The 16,309-nt window shown below is 59.2% G+C and carries 9 protein-coding genes; 8 read left to right on the forward strand and 1 reads right to left on the reverse strand.

Annotated elements, in window-relative coordinates; all coding sequences use genetic code 11:
• Positions 1-704 precede the first annotated feature (704 nt).
• From FGZ14_RS07995 to FGZ14_RS08010, 4 genes are all read left to right on the forward strand, one after another.
• Positions 705-3,683, forward strand: coding sequence for a TonB-dependent receptor (locus FGZ14_RS07995; protein ID WP_139923089.1), 2,979 nt, complete (start codon positions 705-707; stop codon positions 3,681-3,683).
• 11 nt (positions 3,684-3,694) lie between these two features.
• Positions 3,695-5,365, forward strand: coding sequence for a RagB/SusD family nutrient uptake outer membrane protein (locus FGZ14_RS08000; protein WP_139923091.1), 1,671 nt, complete (start codon positions 3,695-3,697; stop codon positions 5,363-5,365).
• A gap of 91 nt (positions 5,366-5,456) precedes the next feature.
• Positions 5,457-6,491 carry a SusE domain-containing protein gene (locus FGZ14_RS08005; RefSeq protein WP_139923093.1) on the forward strand — a complete coding sequence of 345 codons (1,035 nt, stop codon included), beginning with the start codon at positions 5,457-5,459 and terminating at the stop codon, positions 6,489-6,491.
• A gap of 304 nt (positions 6,492-6,795) precedes the next feature.
• Complete coding sequence (locus FGZ14_RS08010) at positions 6,796-7,647, forward strand: N-acetylglucosamine kinase (protein ID WP_139923096.1); 852 nt, start codon at positions 6,796-6,798, stop codon at positions 7,645-7,647.
• Between the two features lie 108 nt (positions 7,648-7,755).
• Here FGZ14_RS08010 and FGZ14_RS08015 read toward each other — a convergent pair whose 3' ends face one another.
• Positions 7,756-10,632, reverse strand: a complete 2,877-nt coding sequence (locus FGZ14_RS08015; RefSeq protein ID WP_139923098.1) for an alpha-amylase family glycosyl hydrolase — start codon at positions 10,630-10,632, stop codon at positions 7,756-7,758.
• A 194-nt stretch (positions 10,633-10,826) separates the two neighbouring features.
• Between FGZ14_RS08015 and FGZ14_RS08020 the strand changes: the two genes are divergently transcribed.
• The 4 genes from FGZ14_RS08020 to FGZ14_RS08035 all read left to right on the forward strand — a co-directional run bounded on the left by FGZ14_RS08020 (position 10,827) and on the right by FGZ14_RS08035 (position 16,278).
• A complete protein-coding gene (locus FGZ14_RS08020; RefSeq protein ID WP_257883374.1) occupies positions 10,827-11,807 on the forward strand; it encodes a YfiM family protein in 981 nt (326 codons plus the stop codon).
• 116 nt (positions 11,808-11,923) lie between these two features.
• The gene (locus FGZ14_RS08025) at positions 11,924-13,033 is read left to right on the forward strand and encodes a Smr/MutS family protein (RefSeq protein WP_139923100.1); all 1,110 of its coding nucleotides are present in this window, start codon (positions 11,924-11,926) and stop codon (positions 13,031-13,033) included.
• An 81-nt stretch (positions 13,034-13,114) separates the two neighbouring features.
• Positions 13,115-14,029 (forward strand): metallophosphoesterase, encoded by a 915-nt coding sequence (locus FGZ14_RS08030; RefSeq protein WP_139923102.1) that lies wholly within the window; start codon positions 13,115-13,117, stop codon positions 14,027-14,029.
• A 386-nt stretch (positions 14,030-14,415) separates the two neighbouring features.
• On the forward strand, positions 14,416-16,278 hold the full coding sequence (locus FGZ14_RS08035; protein ID WP_139923104.1) for a M1 family metallopeptidase: 1,863 nt from the start codon (positions 14,416-14,418) through the stop codon (positions 16,276-16,278).
• Positions 16,279-16,309: the final 31 nt, after the last annotated feature.

A 16,309-nucleotide genomic window follows, 5' to 3' on the forward strand; every position in this document is an offset into this window, starting at 1 on the left:
CAGCCTCCGGAATGCCCTAGAATATATGCAAAAACATAGCAAAAGAGCCCCTGTTTTTCGCTGGCATCACTAAGCCTCTATTGACAAACCTCATCCATCGCGCACAGCCCCCCTTAATTGAAATATCAGATAGTTTTTTATCGGTTTTTGGCAATAATACACCGCCATCAGACAAAAAACCTGCATTTTTTGCACAAAACCACCTCCGTTTTCTCTATCCAGGTTAACAAAAGCAAAGAACGACTCATTGTGCTGTTTTGATCAGCCGCCAGACCACAGAGCAACTCAGAATCATGTTTTGTTAATACAGCATAAGCCTCAAACCAAGCGTCACCTACCGCTTTACCCCCCTCAGAAAGTATCCATATCCTGTCTGCTATACGTTTACGCCCCTATTCCAGGACTGCTATAACCGCCACCTTACCACTGCTCTGCCCTCTGTATTTGGAGCTTACCCTCCGGTCACGCACAAAGTCCAATTATCACTATACCGGCTTACCCCTACTGCCCCATTGTTTTTGTTGTGGCAGTCACAGTAACTTGCGCTGTTTCTTAACAATTTGGTGACGTTGAACCCAGGCAAAAAGAGCGGTAAAACAGGCATCCGCTAGCGTAGTTACCAGGGCCTTTTTGCTTGTATGGACCACTAAATTCCCACTCCGGTTTGTCCGGAAAAATCCATTTCAACCCCTAACTTTTTTTCAATGAAACACCCCTATCTAGCGAAACTGGCGCTGCCTCTCCTGTGCGCAAGTGCAGGCGTTAGCACCGCATACGCGCAGGGCATCGGGACGGTGAGCGGCCGAGTACTCGACGAGAAAGGTGAAGGCATGCCCGGCGTGACGGTCCTGATTGAGGGCACGACCGTAGGCGGCTCAACCAACTCCGACGGCACGTTCTCCATCCAGAACGTTCCTTCCGGCCCCCACACCCTGGTGCTGTCGTTCGTGGGTTACACCACCCAGCGGCAGTCGATTAACGTAACTGCCGGCCAGAACACGGCCGTAACGTCGCTGACGCTTTCGGAAAACACTACCCTCCTCAACGAAGCCGTGGTAGTGGGCTACGGCGTGCAGCGCCGCCAGGACGTAACGGGCGCCGTGGCATCGGTGCAGGCCAAGGACTTCGTGCAGGGCCAGGTGACCAACCCTGAGCAGCTGGTGCAGGGTAAGATTGCGGGTGTTAGCATTACCACCGGCGGTGGTGCCCCGGGCGCGCCGGCTAACGTGCGTATCCGCGGTAACTCCTCGCTGAACGCCAACAATGACCCCTTGTATGTAATTGATGGCGTGCCGGTTGACAAGGAAGGTATTTCGGGGGCTTCGAACCCGCTGACCCTCATCAACCCCAACGATATTGAGAGCGTGACCGTGCTGAAAGATGCTTCGGCCACGGCTATTTACGGTAACCGCGCCGCTAACGGCGTTATTCTGGTTACTACCAAAAAAGGATTGCAGGGTGAAAAGCTGACGGTTAATCTGTCGTCGCAGACGTCGGTGTCGCGTCGCACGAAAAGCTACGACGTACTCAACGCCCAGGAATTCGCCGAAATCATTCGGGCCAACGGCTCGGCCTCACAGATTGCTACCCTGGGCACGGCCAACACCGACTGGCAGGACGAGATTTTCCGCACCGCCGCTACCTACGATAACAACGTGAGCCTGACCGGCAGCGCCGGCAAGGTGCCGTTCCGGGTTTCGTACGGTAACCTCCAGCAGGAAGGCATCGTCATCACCAACAAGCTGCAGCGTAATACCGGCTCTGTGAGCCTCTCGCCCATGCTGTTCGATGACCACCTGCGCATCGATATCAACGCCAAAGGCACCCAGGTTAACAACCGCTTTATCGAAGGCGCGCAGATCGGCAACGCCGTGCTGTTCGACCCCACCCAGCCGGTACGCAGCAGCGAGGCGCCCTTCGCTCCGTACGGCGGCTACTTCCAGTTCCTGCAGGCCAACGGCAACCCGCTGGGCCAGGCCATTGGCAACCCGGTAGCAGCCCTCAACAACCGCAAGGACATCAGTGAGGTAAAGCGCCTGATCGGTAACGTGCAGTTTGACTACAAGATCCACGGTGTAGAAGGCCTGCGCGCCAACCTGAACCTGGCCACCGACATTTCGCGGGGTGAGGGCTCGGCAGTGAACAACCTGGCTGACTTCGGCAACTTCCTCAACCAAGGCCGTTACACCCAGTACAACCAGAAGAAGGACATGCGCCTGCTGGAAGCCTACCTGGCCTACGGCAAGCAGTTTGGCGGTACGCGCTTCGACATTCAGGCGGGTCACTCCTACCAGGATTTCGTGAACAAGGGCGACAACTTCCTGGCCTACCGCTTCGACCGCACAACGCTGGTGAACTCCACCGACGTGCTGACCGTGCCGGGCTACTACTCTAAGCTGGTGCTGCTCTCCTACTTCGGCCGGGCTACGGTGAACGTAAAGGACCGCTACCTGCTGACCGCTACCGTCCGGAACGATAACACCTCGCGCTTCGCTGATGGCAACCGCAGCGGTATCTTCCCGGCTATTGGTCTCGGCTGGCGCCTGAAGGGCGAGGATTTCCTGGCCAACAACAACACTATTTCCGAGCTGAAGCTGCGCGCCGGCTGGGGTCGCACCGGCCAGCAGGACATCGGGGGCGTGTACGACTACCTGCCGCGCTACGTGGTGGGCAACGCCGCCGCTCAGTACAACGGCGTTACTACCCTGCGTCCTTCGGGCTACAACGAAGGCCTGACCTGGGAAACCACCACTACCTGGAACGTAGGTCTGGATTACGGTTTCTGGGATAACCGCCTCTCGGGCTCGATTGACGCCTACGACCGCACCTCCGACGACCTGCTCGCGCTGGTTAACGTAGCAGCCGGCTCGAACCTCACCAACCAGCTCAATGCCAACATCGGCTCGTTACGCAACCGTGGTATTGAATTCAACATCAACGCCGCTCCCGTACGCTCCGAAACCTGGAACTGGGACGTGAACTTCAACGCGGCCTACAACAAAACCAAAATCACGGAGCTGGGCGAACAGCAGCCTGGCTTTGAGGGCTACCTGACGGGTGGCATCCCCGGCGGTACGGGCAGCACCATTCAGGTGAATACCGTGGGCTACCCTAACAACGCTTTCTACGTGTTGCAGCAGGTGTATGGCAGCAATGGCCGTCCGCTGGAAGGCATCTACGTGGACCGCAACGGCGATGGTACCATCAACGAGCGGGATAACTACCGCTACAAGCAGGCAGCGCCGCTGGTAGTACTGGGCTTCTCCTCGAACGTGGCCTATAAGAAGCTGAACCTCTCGTTCACGCTGCGCGGCAACCTGGGCAACTACGTGTACAACTCCATTGCCGCCAACCTGGGCAACTTCTCCAACGCCAAGGGTTCGACCAACTACCTGTTGAACCTGCCCTCCGACATCCGCAACACCGGATTCGTGTCTCAGCAGCTGTTCTCCGATTACTACCTGGAAAACGGCTCGTTCCTGCGCGGCGAGAACATCACGCTGGGCTACAACGTGGGCAAAATTTTCTCGGAGAAAGCAAACTTGCGCCTGTCGGCTGCTGTTCAGAATGCGTTCCTTATCACCAAGTATAACGGGCTTGATCCTGAGATATTTGGCGGCATCGACAACAACTTTTACCCCCGCGCCCGCACGTTCACCTTCGGTCTGAACCTAGGCTTCTAATATTCCCACCCATGAACAAAACGATATTCCGCGGCCTGGCCGTTGCGGCCACCGGCCTGGCCCTCGTTGGGGGTACTACTTCCTGCACCAAGGAGCTGGATCAGACCCCGCGCTACGAGGTAACGCCCGATAAAGTATATGCTAACCTGGACGGCTACCGTCAGGTGCTGGCCAAACTCTACGGCGGCTTTGCCCTGACCGGGCAGACGGGCCCTGCCGGCGCCGGCGACATTGGCGGCATCGACGAGGGTACCTCCGACTACCTGCGTCAGTACTGGAGCGCCCAGGAGCTGTCCACCGACGAGGCGGCCATTGTATGGAACGACCTTGGGGTGCGCGACTGGCACAACATGAACTGGAACTCCAGCAACCCCCTGATCCGGGGTTTGTATAGCCGCATCTACTTTGAAATTGCAGCCTGCAACGAGTTCATCCGCGAGTCCTCGGACGATAAGCTGTCCTCCCGCCTCTCGGCTGCCGAAGCTACCACGGCTAAGCGTTTCCGCGCCGAAGCCCGCTTCCTGCGCGCTGTGGCATACATGCACGCCCTAGACCTGTTCGGCAATGGCCCATTCGTGACGGAAAACGATGCCGTAGGCTTCGCTAAGCCCGCCTATGCTACCCGCCAGCAGCTGTTCGACTACGTAGAAAAGGAGCTGACGGCCCTGAGCAGCGACGCTGACTTCGCTGACGCGCGCACTAATGAGTATGCTCGCGTGGATAAAGCGGCTGCCTGGGCTATGCTCTCGCGCCTGTACCTGAACGCTCAGGTGTACACCGGCACCGCCCGCTACACCGACGCCGCCGCGCAGGCCAAAAAGGTAATCGACGCCGGCTATGCCCTCTCGACTACCGGTGCTGGCACCGTGGCCTCGCCCTACGCCCGCCTGTTCTTGGCTGACAACAACACCGGCCCGGCCCGTAACGAAATCATCTGGCCCATCGCCTTCGACGCCAACACCACCCAGAGCTACGGTGGTGCTACCTTCCTGGTGAATGGTGCCACGGGCACGTCCAGCAAGTGGCAGTCCATAGTGGGCATGTCCACCGGCTGGCAGGGCATGCGCACCACTAAAAACCTGTTCAACCTGTTCCAGAGCCCCGGAGGCGGACTGGTTTCCGACACCACCCGCGACACGCGCGGCCGGTTCTGGGTGAAAAAGGTAGATAACACCTTGCGCCCGGTGGAAATCACGGACCTCTACAACTTTGAGGAAGGCTACGGCGTGATTAAGTTCCGCAACGTCAACTCGGCCGGTCAGGCCCAGGGCGGCTCGCAGAACTTCTCCAGCGTTGACTTCCCCATGATTCGTCTGGCGGAAGTGATGCTGAACTACGCGGAAGCCGTAGTACGTGGCGGCACCGGCGACCGGACGCTGGCCCTGAACTACGTGAATGCTATTCGGGCCCGGGCCTTCAACGGCCAGGCTGGCAGCGCCATTACGGCCGCCCAGCTGACGCCGGAGTTCCTGCTCGATGAGCGTGGCCGGGAGCTGTTCTGGGAAGGTCACCGTCGCACCGACCTCATCCGCTTCAACCGCTTTACGGAGGCCTCGTACCTGTGGCCCTTTAAGGGTGGGGTACCGGCTGGCCGGGGCGTAGAGAGCTTCCGCAACCTGTACCCGATTCCGGCTGCTGATCTTTCTGTAAACCAGAATCTTAAGCAGAACCCTGGGTATTAATTTGCTTCGTTCGTGCCAACCGGGAACTGGTAATGTCCAGTTTCCGGTTGGGCGAATAACCCAATCAATTCCCACTAATTTCCAGCTTCACATGAATTATTTTACCAAACTGGCAGGGCTCGGCCTGATGGCGACTCTGTTTCTGGCTTCGTGCGACAAAGACGAAGACCGTGCGGTTATGCAGCCCGGCAGCGCCTCAGCCCTGAAAGCTTCGACCAGCAGCGTTACGCTGGTACAGGCCAATGCTGCCTCGCCGGCCGTAACCTATACCTGGGAGCCGATTTCCTTCGGGTACCAGGCGGCCGTGAAATACGTGCTGCAGTTCGATAAGAAAGGTGGCACGTTCGCTTCGCCGGTTGAGATTGAGGCAGGCAACGCCACCACCCGTACGCTTACGGTGGCCGAACTGAACAGCGCCCTGATTCGGCTGAAGATGGCTCCCGGTGTGGCAGGCAACGTTGATGTGCGCGTGAAAGCCAGCGTAGGCGGCACCACCGATCCGGTTGTGTCGGCTGCTTCCTCGCTCACGGCCGCTCCCTACCTGGTGTTTATCGAGTACCCGTCTATTTACGTGCCGGGTAGCTACCAGAACTGGTCGCCGGAAACGGCTCCGTTCCTGGCTTCGGTAGCCAGCGACAAGGTGTACGAAGGCTACATCAACTTCCCGGCTGCCGACAACATGTTCAAATTCACGCCCGCCCGTAACTGGGACAACGACTACGGGGTGGATACTGCCCCTGGCACGCTGAAAGCCAAGGGCGGCGACATTAAGCTGGCCGACGCTGGTTACTACCGCTTCATTGTGGACCTGAATACGATGAAGTACACGGCCGATAAAACCACCTGGGCCGTAATCGGGGCGGCTACCCCCGGCGGCTGGGACAAGGATACCCCCCTGACCTACGACGCGACCCGCAAAGTGTGGACGGCTACCGTTGCCCTGAAGGCCGACGAGCTGAAGTTCCGGGCCAACGGCGCCTGGGATATTGAGTACGGCGACAACGAGCCCGACAACATGCCCGACTTCAAGGGCAAGAACATCAAGGTTCCGGCCGCGGGCACCTATACCGTTACCCTCGACCTGAGCAAAGGAGCTGGTAACTACTCTTACTCCATCGAGAAATAAGGCATTACTTCTCGCTACTGATCACAAAAAAGGGAGCTCCGGCTCCCTTTTTTGTATCGGATGGGGTAGCCGCCGGCCTCCTAACGAAGGCCGGCGGCTACCCCATCACGAAGGCCTTTGCGGCGGGCCATAGTGGCTTTTCACTTCATCGGTGGGCCCGGAAAAGATTGTTTCAAGGATTAGGGCCCGCATTTTTTTCTGCCGAAATCTTTTCCGTGTTTCGCCACTCTTAACCACGAACTTTAGCCGCGGCCTACCGCAGGCCCGGCTGTTCGCCTTCTTTCCTTCACCTTTCCGACCGGATATGATTCTTATTGCCGACGGCGGCTCGACCAAGAGCAGCTGGTGCCAGCTTGATGAGGCTGGTAACCGTGTGTACTTCAACACCGAAGGGTACAACCCCGATTTCATTAATACCGAGGGCGTAGTGGCTTCGCTGGAAAAAAACCTGCCCGATACACTGCCCCGGGCCCAGGTGACGGAGGTGCACTACTACGGCGCCGGGGTGTCGTCGGCGAAGAAGGCTGAGGTGCTGGCCAAAGCCATGCGCCAGGTGTTTCCGCAGGCCCGGGTGGTAGTGGACCACGACTTGCTGGCCTCGGCGCGGGCCTTGTTGGGCCGCCAGCCGGGCTTTGCGGCCATTCTGGGCACCGGCACTAACTCCTGCCTCTACGACGGCAACAAAATCACGTACAACGTGGATTCGCTCGGCTATTTCCTGGGCGACGAGGGCAGCGGCTCGTTTATCGGCAAGCGCCTGCTGCGCGACTACCTGCGCGGCCTGCTGCCCGACGGCCTGCAGGAAATCTTCCAGCAGGAGTTCAAGCTCACCCGCGAGGATATTCTGGACCGGCTCTACAACCAGCCCCTCCCCAACCGATTCCTGGCCAGCTTCGCCAAATTCACCTACGACCACAACAACATCAGCTACTGCCGCGAGATTGTGTTGCAGGGCTTCGAGACGTTCTTCGCCAACATTGTGCGGCACTACCCCCGCTATCAGGACTATACCTTCAACTGCATCGGCTCGGTGGGCTACAACTTCCGCGACGCCCTGAGCCAGGTAGCCCGCGACAACGGCATGGAAGTCGGCAAGATTATCCGCTCCCCCATCGATGACCTCGTATCCTTCCACGAGGGAGAGTTGAAGCACTAGCCTACCCCCTGCCGGACCGGCAACCTCCAATTAACTCATAAAAAAGGCCTTCCTGCAAGCAGGAAGGCCTTTTTTTGTGCATGGCAAGCGGCAAATGTGCCGGCAGAATTATTTCTGTACTACCAGGCGGACGGCTTGCTGCTGCTCGCCGGTGGTCAGCTGCACCAGGTACACGCCGTTGGCTAGCTTGCCCAGGGGCAGCTCCAGCTCGTGGGTACCGGCAGCCTGGCGGACGGCGGGCAGGGTTTGCACGGTAGCGCCCAGCAGGTTGGTAACGGTTACCTGCACGCTGGTAGCCTGGGGCAGGGAGTAGCGCAGCTGGGCTTTGCCAGCGGCCGGGTTAGGCTGGGCCGTCAGCTGGAGCACAGCGGCGTCGCGCTGGCGCTTGGTGGTGAGAACCGTACCAGCCGGCACCGAAATCTTGCGCGAGGTGTACACGGCGTACTGGCCGGGGGCCAGGTTCATGCTCATGCTGGTGTTGGTGACGGCCAGCGGCTCGCCGGTGAGGTAGCTGTACCAGGTGCCGGTTTGCGGGAACGTAACGGTAGCCGTAGTGGCCGTTACATCAAAGTTACCCACCGTAACCACGCCCAGGTCGGCGTTGGCAATGCTGATGGTTTTCACGGCTCCGCCCAGGTTTTGGGTGAAAGACGTAGGGGCCGAGAATACGGGCTGCTTGCGCAGGGCAATCAGAGCGCGGTAGGTGTCGTAGAGGTGGCGGCGATTAACATCCTGGTAGTAGTCCCAGCGGATGGGCTTGGCTGCTACCCGGCAGTCGTTGCTGATGGTAGTGCCGTCGGAGCAGGTGTTGATGGAGTAATCGTAGCCCAGCTCCCCGAACTGCCAGATCATGCGCGGACCGGGCTGGGTGAAGAAGATGGCGGCGGCCAGCTCGTTGCGCTTGAGGCCGGTAGCCTGGTCTTTCACGGAGTAGCTGCCGCTGGTGTTGCCATACATCTTGTTCTTGAACTGCAGGCGCTCCTCGTCGTGGCTTTCCATGAAGGTTACCAGGTTGGGGGCATTCCAGCCCCGGCCGCCGTTGCCGGTGCCATAGTAGCCGTAGCTCAGGTCGGAGCCGCTCAGGTAGCCCATGGTGGCCTCGTTGTAGTTGTGGTTCATGTTGCCCCACAGCATCAGCCCGGCCGCCGACAGAGCCTTGGCTTCGTCGTTGGCCACGAAGGTTTCCAAGATGGGATAAGACGTGTTGTCCGCTGCCATCTGAGCCGCGTGGTAGTCTTTCCAGATGTCGACCCGCGACTGGTCAAACACCGACTCGTAGGTAGCTTCGGTTTTCTGAATCTGGCTGAAGCCGCCGGCCAGATCGTAGCGGTAACCATCTACGTGATATTCCTGCAGCCAATGCTTAATTACCTGCTTGCTGAAGTAGCGGGTGTAGGGGCTCTCGTGGTTGAAATCGTAGCCGACGTTGTAGGGGTGCTTGGCATCGGCATTAAACCAGGGGCTGTTGGCCGCGGCCTTGTCACCGTTAGTGTATAGCTGCACCATGGGGCTGCGGCTGAAGGAATGGTTCAGCACCATGTCCAGAATCACGGCAATGCCTTTGCTGTGGCACACGTCCACGAAGCGCTTGAAGTCGTTGGCTGTGCCGTAGTATTTGTCGGGGGCGAAGTAGAACGAGGGGTTGTAGCCCCAGGAGTCGTTGCCCTCAAACTCGTTTACGGGCAGCAGCTCAATGGCATTTACGCCCAGGCGCTGGAGGTAGGCCAGCGTATCGGTCAGGGTTTTGTAGTCGTGGCGGGCCACGAAGTCGCGCAGATGCAACTCGTACACTACCAGGTTAGTGCGGCTGGGGCGCTGGAAGTTAGTGGTCTGCCAGGTGTAGCCCGGCGCGTTGCTTTGCAGCACCGATACGATGCCGCTGGTTTTCTCGGCCGGATAGGGCTTCAGGTTGGGGTACGTCTCAGCCGGAATAAACCGGTCGTTGTCGGAGTCCAGTACTTTTTCGGTGTAGGGGTCGGCAATGCGCTGGGTTTCGTTTACCAGAAACTGGTAGGCGTACTCCTGGCCAGGGGTCAGGCCGTCAATCTGTACCCACCACCGGTCGTCGGCGGCGCGGTTCGCGGTGGTCGTATCGGTGCGCTTGAGCTGGTAGGCCGCATCGGGTTGCCAGTTGTTGAAGTCGCCGATAACGTACACCGATTTCTTGAAGGGAGCTGTGAGGGAGAGCACCGCTGAGGTGCCATTGTTGAGGTAGGTGATGCCGTCTTTCTTGGCACCGGCCGGCAGAGCGGCCGTGGTCAGGGGCGCGCGGGCAATAACGCTGAGCGTGCTGGATACCGTGCTGGAGCCGCTGGTGGCGGTCAGGCGCAGCTCGTTGCGGCCGGCCTGCGTGATGGGCACGTTGGCCGTGAGGGTTTTAGCATTGGTTTGCTGGGCCACCTGCGTGCCGTTCAGCGTGAGGGTTAGGGTAGCCTCGGTAGAAGCGGCCCCGGTTACACTTACGCTGCTGCCATTGTTCACGAAAATGGGGTTGTTGTTCTGCACCACGGGGCTGGTAAATGCTACCGACAGGGCCGCCTGGGCTACATCCACGAAAATATCGGTATTGCCTTCGCCCTTGCCCTGGGGCGTGCCGTTGGCGCCGCGGAACACCATGGCCAGCTTCAGAATAGTTTCGGAAGCGGTGAGGCCGGGGTAGTAAGTGCGGGGCGTAAAGGTGATGCTGTACTTATTGTTGCCGAGCGAAGTCATTTTCTCGGCCGCCGTGGGTACGTTGAAATTCGTGCCCTTTACGTGCTTCCAGTCGGCGTTGGAGGTGCTCTGGTTGGTGATGACGCCGGTCCAGATATACACGTCGCCGGTGTAGCCTGCTAATGCTTTGTTACCCTGGTTGGCATCAAAGGTGAGGGTAACGGCATCGGTGTCGCGGAAGAAGGTAGGCTGAGTCGTGACGACCTGGGCTCGCAAAACTGGTATTCCAGCCAGCAAAGCCACCAGACTCAGTAAAAGTCGAAGTGTTTTCATGAAAAATAGGGGTTGGGAATTTTGGAAAAAGAACAAGAAAACCAATGCTCCATTAACCTTACCAGAATCATAATATTCTAGTAGTGCGCAAGAGGGCATTAAAGATAGGCGAATGCGCCGAACCTCGCCAAGTCAATAGCGGCTTTTATCGTAGCTTTGATGAGCTTACCCAGCCGCTGCCTTTCTCCTTCGCCATGTTGCTTTGCCCTGCTTTTTCGTCTTGCTTCGGCCGCCTGGGGCGGTGGCTGGGGGTAGTGGCGGGGTGCCTGGCACTGGCGCAGGCAGCTCCGGCGCAGGTACCCCCGGCTGTTACGTCGGCGCCGGAGCTGCCTGCGCCCCTACCCTCGGCAGCCCCCCCCGATACCAGCCGGCTAAGTCGGCGCCTGCCGGTGCTGGCCGGCGGCCTGGCCGTATCGTACTCCGCTACCCTCTACTTGCTCAGCAACAGCTGGTACACTGGCGAGCGGACCCGCCTGCACTGGTTCAACGACCTGCCGGAGTGGAAGCAGATGGACAAAGCCGGGCACTTCTGGGGGGCTTTTCACGAAAGCCGCGGGGCCGTGGACATGCTGCGCTGGGCCGGCGTGCCCGACCGCAAAGCCCTCTGGTACGGCGGCTTCGTGGGGTTTCTGCTGCAAAGCCCTATTGAGCTGCTCGATGGCCGTGACCCGCAGTACGGGGCTTCGGCCACGGATCTGGCGGCCAACTTCCTGGGCTCGGTGGGCCTGATTGGGCAGCACCTAGCCTGGGATGAGGTGCGCATCATGCCCAAATACTCGTTTCATACCACCCGCTATGCCGCGCTACGGCCTAATGTGTTGGGCAAGAGCCTTGGCGAGCAGTACCTGAAGGACTACAACGGCCAGACCTATTGGCTGTGCGTAGATGTAGGGGCCTGGCTGCCGGCCGCCTCCTGCTGGCCGCGCTGGCTGCAGCCGGCCGTAGGCTACGGGGCCCAACAAATGGTGTACAATGACCCCGGCGCCAACGCTGCCCTGGGCCTGCAGCCCTACCGCCAGTATTACCTCTCCCTCGACGTGGATTTGCGCCGCATCCCTACCCGCTCCAAGCTGCTCAAGCGGGTCTTCTACGTAGCCAGCATCTTCCATCTACCCGCCCCGGCCCTGGAGTGGAACCGCAAGCGCGGTCTGGTGGCGCATGGGCTGTACTATTAAGGTGGAAGCCGTAGCAAACCGGTAGGCGTTCGGTGCTCGTAAAGCGCAGCGGGGCGGGCTCGTTTTGCCGGTTACCTTTGTTGCTCTTATTCCATCCGCAATTTCTTTCTGATCATATGAACGTTGGAGACCGAGTGCGCCTGCTTACCGGGCGCGAAGAAGGCATTATCACCCGCCTGCTCAGCGACGAGCTGGTAGAGGTGGCCATTGATAACGATTTCACCATTCCGGTGTTGCGCCGCGAGGTAGTGGTAGTAGCCGCCGAAGAAACCAAAGCCTTCGGACAAAGCGCCGCCGCGGTGGCCGCCGAAAAAAAGGCCGCTACCTCAGGCGCCAACCGCGCGGCCAAGGCGGCCGGCGTAGCGGCACCGGCCCCTACCCCTGCGGTTAAAACCGAAGGCCCTACCCCTGTGAAGGCCGACAAAACCGCTCCGCCGAGCGTGCAGAAAGGCCTCTACCTAGCCCTCACCCACCAGTCACCGGAGCTGCTAGCTTTGCAAATCGTCAACCACACCGACCGGGACGTGCTTTATACCTTTGGGGAGGAGCGCAACGGGCAGTACCGGGGCCTGCGCGCCGAGAAGCTGGCGGCTAAATCGGCCAGCCCGGCGCTGGGGCACTGGCACCTCAAGGATTTCGACCAGTGGCCCGCCGCTATGGTGCAGCTCCTACCCTTCCAGCTGAACGGAACCTCGGCCTACGAGCTGCTCACCAAACGCCTGCAGTTTAAGGCGGCGAGCTTCTACACCAGCCGCCAGCCCAACGTGCCGGTGCTCCAGCGCGAGGCCTACCTGTTCCAGCTGGATGAGAAGCCTGCCGCGCCCGCTGCCATTGCCCCCGAGAAACTAGCCGAAACTCTGAAAGCCCAGCTATCTGGCAACGCCCCGGCCAAACCGGCCGCCGTAGCGCCCGCTCCCGAACCGGCCAAAGCCATTATAGCCCCGCCCCACGAAGTGGACCTGCACCTGGAAGCCCTGATGCCGGAAGGCGCGGAAGGCATGAGCAACACGGCCATTCTGAAACTGCAGCTGGAGGCCTTCGAGGATACCTTAAGCCGGGCTCTGGCTACCAACATGCACGAAATCATGTTCATTCACGGCTCCGGCAACGGCACCCTGCGTAAGGAGCTGCACAAGCTGCTTAGCCGCAACCGCGACATCAAATTCTTTGAGGACTCGAAGAAGGAGAAGTTCGGCTACGGCGCTACCCTGGTGCGGCTGAAGTAACTGGTCCCGCTCTGCTGATAAGGGCCGGACGGTCTGCGCAACGCAGGCTGTCCGGCCTTTTTCCTGTTATTATTACGCTCTATGTACGACCTCATTGGTGATATTCACGGCCATGCCCAGGAGCTGCGGCAGCTACTTCAGAAACTAGGGTACACAGAACAGAAGGGCTGCTACCGCCACCCCAATCGGCAAGCCATTTTCCTGGGCGACTTCGTGGACCGTGGTCCGCACATCCGGGAAACGCTGCAGGTGGTGCGGGCCATGGTGGAGGGCGGCGCGGCCCTGGCCGTAATGGGTAACCACGAGTACAACGCCATCTGCTTTCACGAGGAGCACCCGCACGGCGGCCACCTGCGGCCCCACATCCCGCGCAATATTTTCCAGCACCTGCGCACCCTGGAGGAGTTTTCGAGCCGGGAAGGCTGGGTGGAATGGCAGGAGTACATTGCCTGGTTCAAAACCCTACCCCTGTTTCTGGAGCTACCCGGCCTGCGCGTAGTGCACGCCTGCTGGGACCCGCGCCACATTGCGTTTCTGCGCCAAGCCCTGCCCGATGGCCGCCTGACCCCAGAGTTTTTACTACGCAGCGCCGAGCGGGGCACGCCTGAATACGTGGCCGTGGAAGATACCCTGAAAGGCAAGGAAGTAAACCTACCGGCCGGGGTGCAGTTTCACGACAAGGATGGGAACCCACGCACCAAAATGCGCACCCGTTGGTGGACCGACCCACGCACCTGCACCTACCTCGATTACTACCTCGAACCCATTGAAGCCCTGAACGCCCTACCCGTGGAGGTAGATGCGCTGGCTGATGTATGGCACTACCAGGACACGGTGCCTGTGTTCTTCGGCCACTATTGGTTGCGGGGCACGCCCCAACTGCTCAGCCCCTACGCCGTGTGCCTGGATTACAGCGTAGCCAAGGGCGGCGAGCTAGTAGCCTACCGCTGGCACGGCGAGCAGGAGCTGCGGGCGGATGGCCTGGTAAGCGCCTGATATTGTAAGCGGTTTGAGAGAAGGACCCAGTACAGATAACCGCCCGTATAACAGAGCGGTCATGTCGAGCTTGTCGAGACATCTCGCGTGCTGATGTTGTAGTGGTAACACGCCATAGCAGTATGTCATTCTGAGTGCAGCGAAGGATTTTCTCAAAGAGCAACAGGCCTGGCATCTCGTGCTGACGTGATAAGGACCTTCCTTCGTCAGGATGATGTGCTATCGTAATGTTCTGACTCAATTTGATTGGCACCGCAACGTCAGCACGCGAGATGTCTCGACAAGCTCGACATGACGTTCCTCTAGCTTACTGGCCTATGCCTATACTACCCATAGGCAACCCTCGAAAGCATCTGGTTACTTTGCGGCAGATCTATTTCTTCTGCATGAAACTCCCTGCGCTTCTCGCCGCCTCTCTCCTCGCCCTTACCGCCTCCGCCCAGCAGCTGCCCGTGCCGCGCAACCTGCAGGCTACCTATGCCAAAGGCACCCGCGCCGAGAGTGGCTTACCGGGCCCCAACTACTGGCAGAACTCCGCCGACTACAAGCTCAAAGTTGATTTTGACCCCACCACCCGGCGCGTAGCGGGCACCGTGGATATTGCCTACCACAACCAAAGTCCCGATTCCCTACACCAACTCTGGTTTAAGCTCTACCCCAACCTCTACCAGAAAGGTGCGCCCCGTGCTTCCGGTATCAGCCCCGAGGACGTGAGCGAAGGCGTAAAAATCACCAAACTGACGATCAACGGCCAGTCTGTTGACGTGGCCAAGCTCCGCGCCGACTTCACCAACCTGCCGGTTTCGGTGCGCCGTGCCATTGGGCCCAAGCAAACGGCGCAGGTTTCCATTACCTACTCCTACATTCTCAACCAGGGCTCGCACACCCGCACTGGTGAGGTGGAGCCCAACGCCGACTTTATAGCTTACTTTTTCCCGCGCATTGCGGTGTATGACGACATCGATGGCTGGAACCGCACGCCCTACAACGGCTCCCAGGAGTTCTACAACGACTTCGCCAACTTCTCGGCCGACATCACCGTGCCCAAAGACTTTGTGGTGTGGGCCACCGGCGACCTGACCAACGCGGACAATGTTCTAACCAAAAAGTACGCCCAGCGCCTCCAGGACGCGGAGAAGAAGGACGGCATTACCAGCATTATCACCGAAGCTGACCTAAAAACCAAAGGCATCACGGCCCCAAGCGCCCACAATACCTGGCACTTCGAGGCCAAGAATGTGACCGATTTCGTGTTTGCCACCACCGACCATTACGTGTGGCAGGCTAGTAGTCTGGTAGTTGACCCGGCCACCAAGCGCCGCACCCGCGTGGATGCTGTGTACAACCCCAAGCACAAGGATTACGAGGAGGTGATTCACTTCGCCCGCAAAACGGTGGAGGCCATGTCGTACACCTTCCCCAAGTGGCCCTTCCCTTACTCCCACGAAACCGTGTTCGACGGTCTCGACCAGATGGAGTACCCCATGATGGTGAACGACAACCCCACGGAAACCCGCCAAGACGCCATTACGCTCACTGACCACGAGATATTCCACACGATGTTCCCGTTCTACATGGGCATCAACGAAACCAAGTATGGCTGGATGGATGAAGGCTGGGCCACCATCGGCGAGTGGATTATTTCCGGCATCATCGACCCCAAGCTGGATGACGATTATGGCATTGCGCCCTACGCCGCCGCCGCGGCTACCGAAGTCGATGTGCCCATTGTCACGCTCAGCACCCAGCAAACCGGCACGGCGTTTTTCCTCAACTCCTACCCCAAGCCGGGCCTGGGCTACCTCTACGTGAAGGACATGCTGGGCGACGAGTTGTTCACGAAGGCCCTGCACACCTACATCCACAACTGGAACGGCAAGCACCCCATGCCCTACGACTTCTTCAACTCAATGAACGCCGGGGCCGGCCGCAACCTCAACTGGTTTTGGCAGCGCTGGTTCTTCGATGGCGGCTACCCCGACCTGGCCATCCAAACCGTCACGAAAACCGGCAGCGGCTACGATGTAGTGGTAGAATCCAAAGGTACCAAGCCCGTGCCCGTTGACCTCACCATCACCTTCGCCGACAACTCCACCCAGAAGCTGCACCGCACCATCGCCGTCTGGGAGCAGGGCGCCCGCACCGTCACGGTGCCCGTGGCCTCCTCCAAAGCCGTGAAGCAAGTGAAGCTAGGCGCTACCCTCGTGCCCGACAGCTACCCGAAGGATAATGTGTGGGAAGGGAAGTAGAAATCTTAACTGATTGACATTCAGAGATAAA

This window comes from Hymenobacter sp. DG01 (assembly GCF_006352025.1).
Classification (GTDB): Bacteria; Bacteroidota; Bacteroidia; order Cytophagales; family Hymenobacteraceae; genus Hymenobacter.

Excerpts from the sequence above, each read along its gene's own strand:
- FGZ14_RS07995 (WP_139923089.1), top strand. The coding sequence starts at position 705 with ATGAAACACCCCTATCTAGCGAAACTGGCGCTGCCTCTCCTGTGCGCA.
- FGZ14_RS08000 (WP_139923091.1), top strand. The coding sequence starts at position 3,695 with ATGAACAAAACGATATTCCGCGGCCTGGCCGTTGCGGCCACCGGCCTG.
- FGZ14_RS08005 (WP_139923093.1), top strand. The coding sequence starts at position 5,457 with ATGAATTATTTTACCAAACTGGCAGGGCTCGGCCTGATGGCGACTCTG.
- FGZ14_RS08010 (WP_139923096.1), top strand. The coding sequence starts at position 6,796 with ATGATTCTTATTGCCGACGGCGGCTCGACCAAGAGCAGCTGGTGCCAG.
- FGZ14_RS08015 (WP_139923098.1), bottom strand. The coding sequence starts at position 10,632 with ATGAAAACACTTCGACTTTTACTGAGTCTGGTGGCTTTGCTGGCTGGA.
- FGZ14_RS08020 (WP_257883374.1), top strand. The coding sequence starts at position 10,827 with ATGTTGCTTTGCCCTGCTTTTTCGTCTTGCTTCGGCCGCCTGGGGCGG.
- FGZ14_RS08025 (WP_139923100.1), top strand. The coding sequence starts at position 11,924 with ATGAACGTTGGAGACCGAGTGCGCCTGCTTACCGGGCGCGAAGAAGGC.
- FGZ14_RS08030 (WP_139923102.1), top strand. The coding sequence starts at position 13,115 with ATGTACGACCTCATTGGTGATATTCACGGCCATGCCCAGGAGCTGCGG.
- FGZ14_RS08035 (WP_139923104.1), top strand. The coding sequence starts at position 14,416 with ATGAAACTCCCTGCGCTTCTCGCCGCCTCTCTCCTCGCCCTTACCGCC.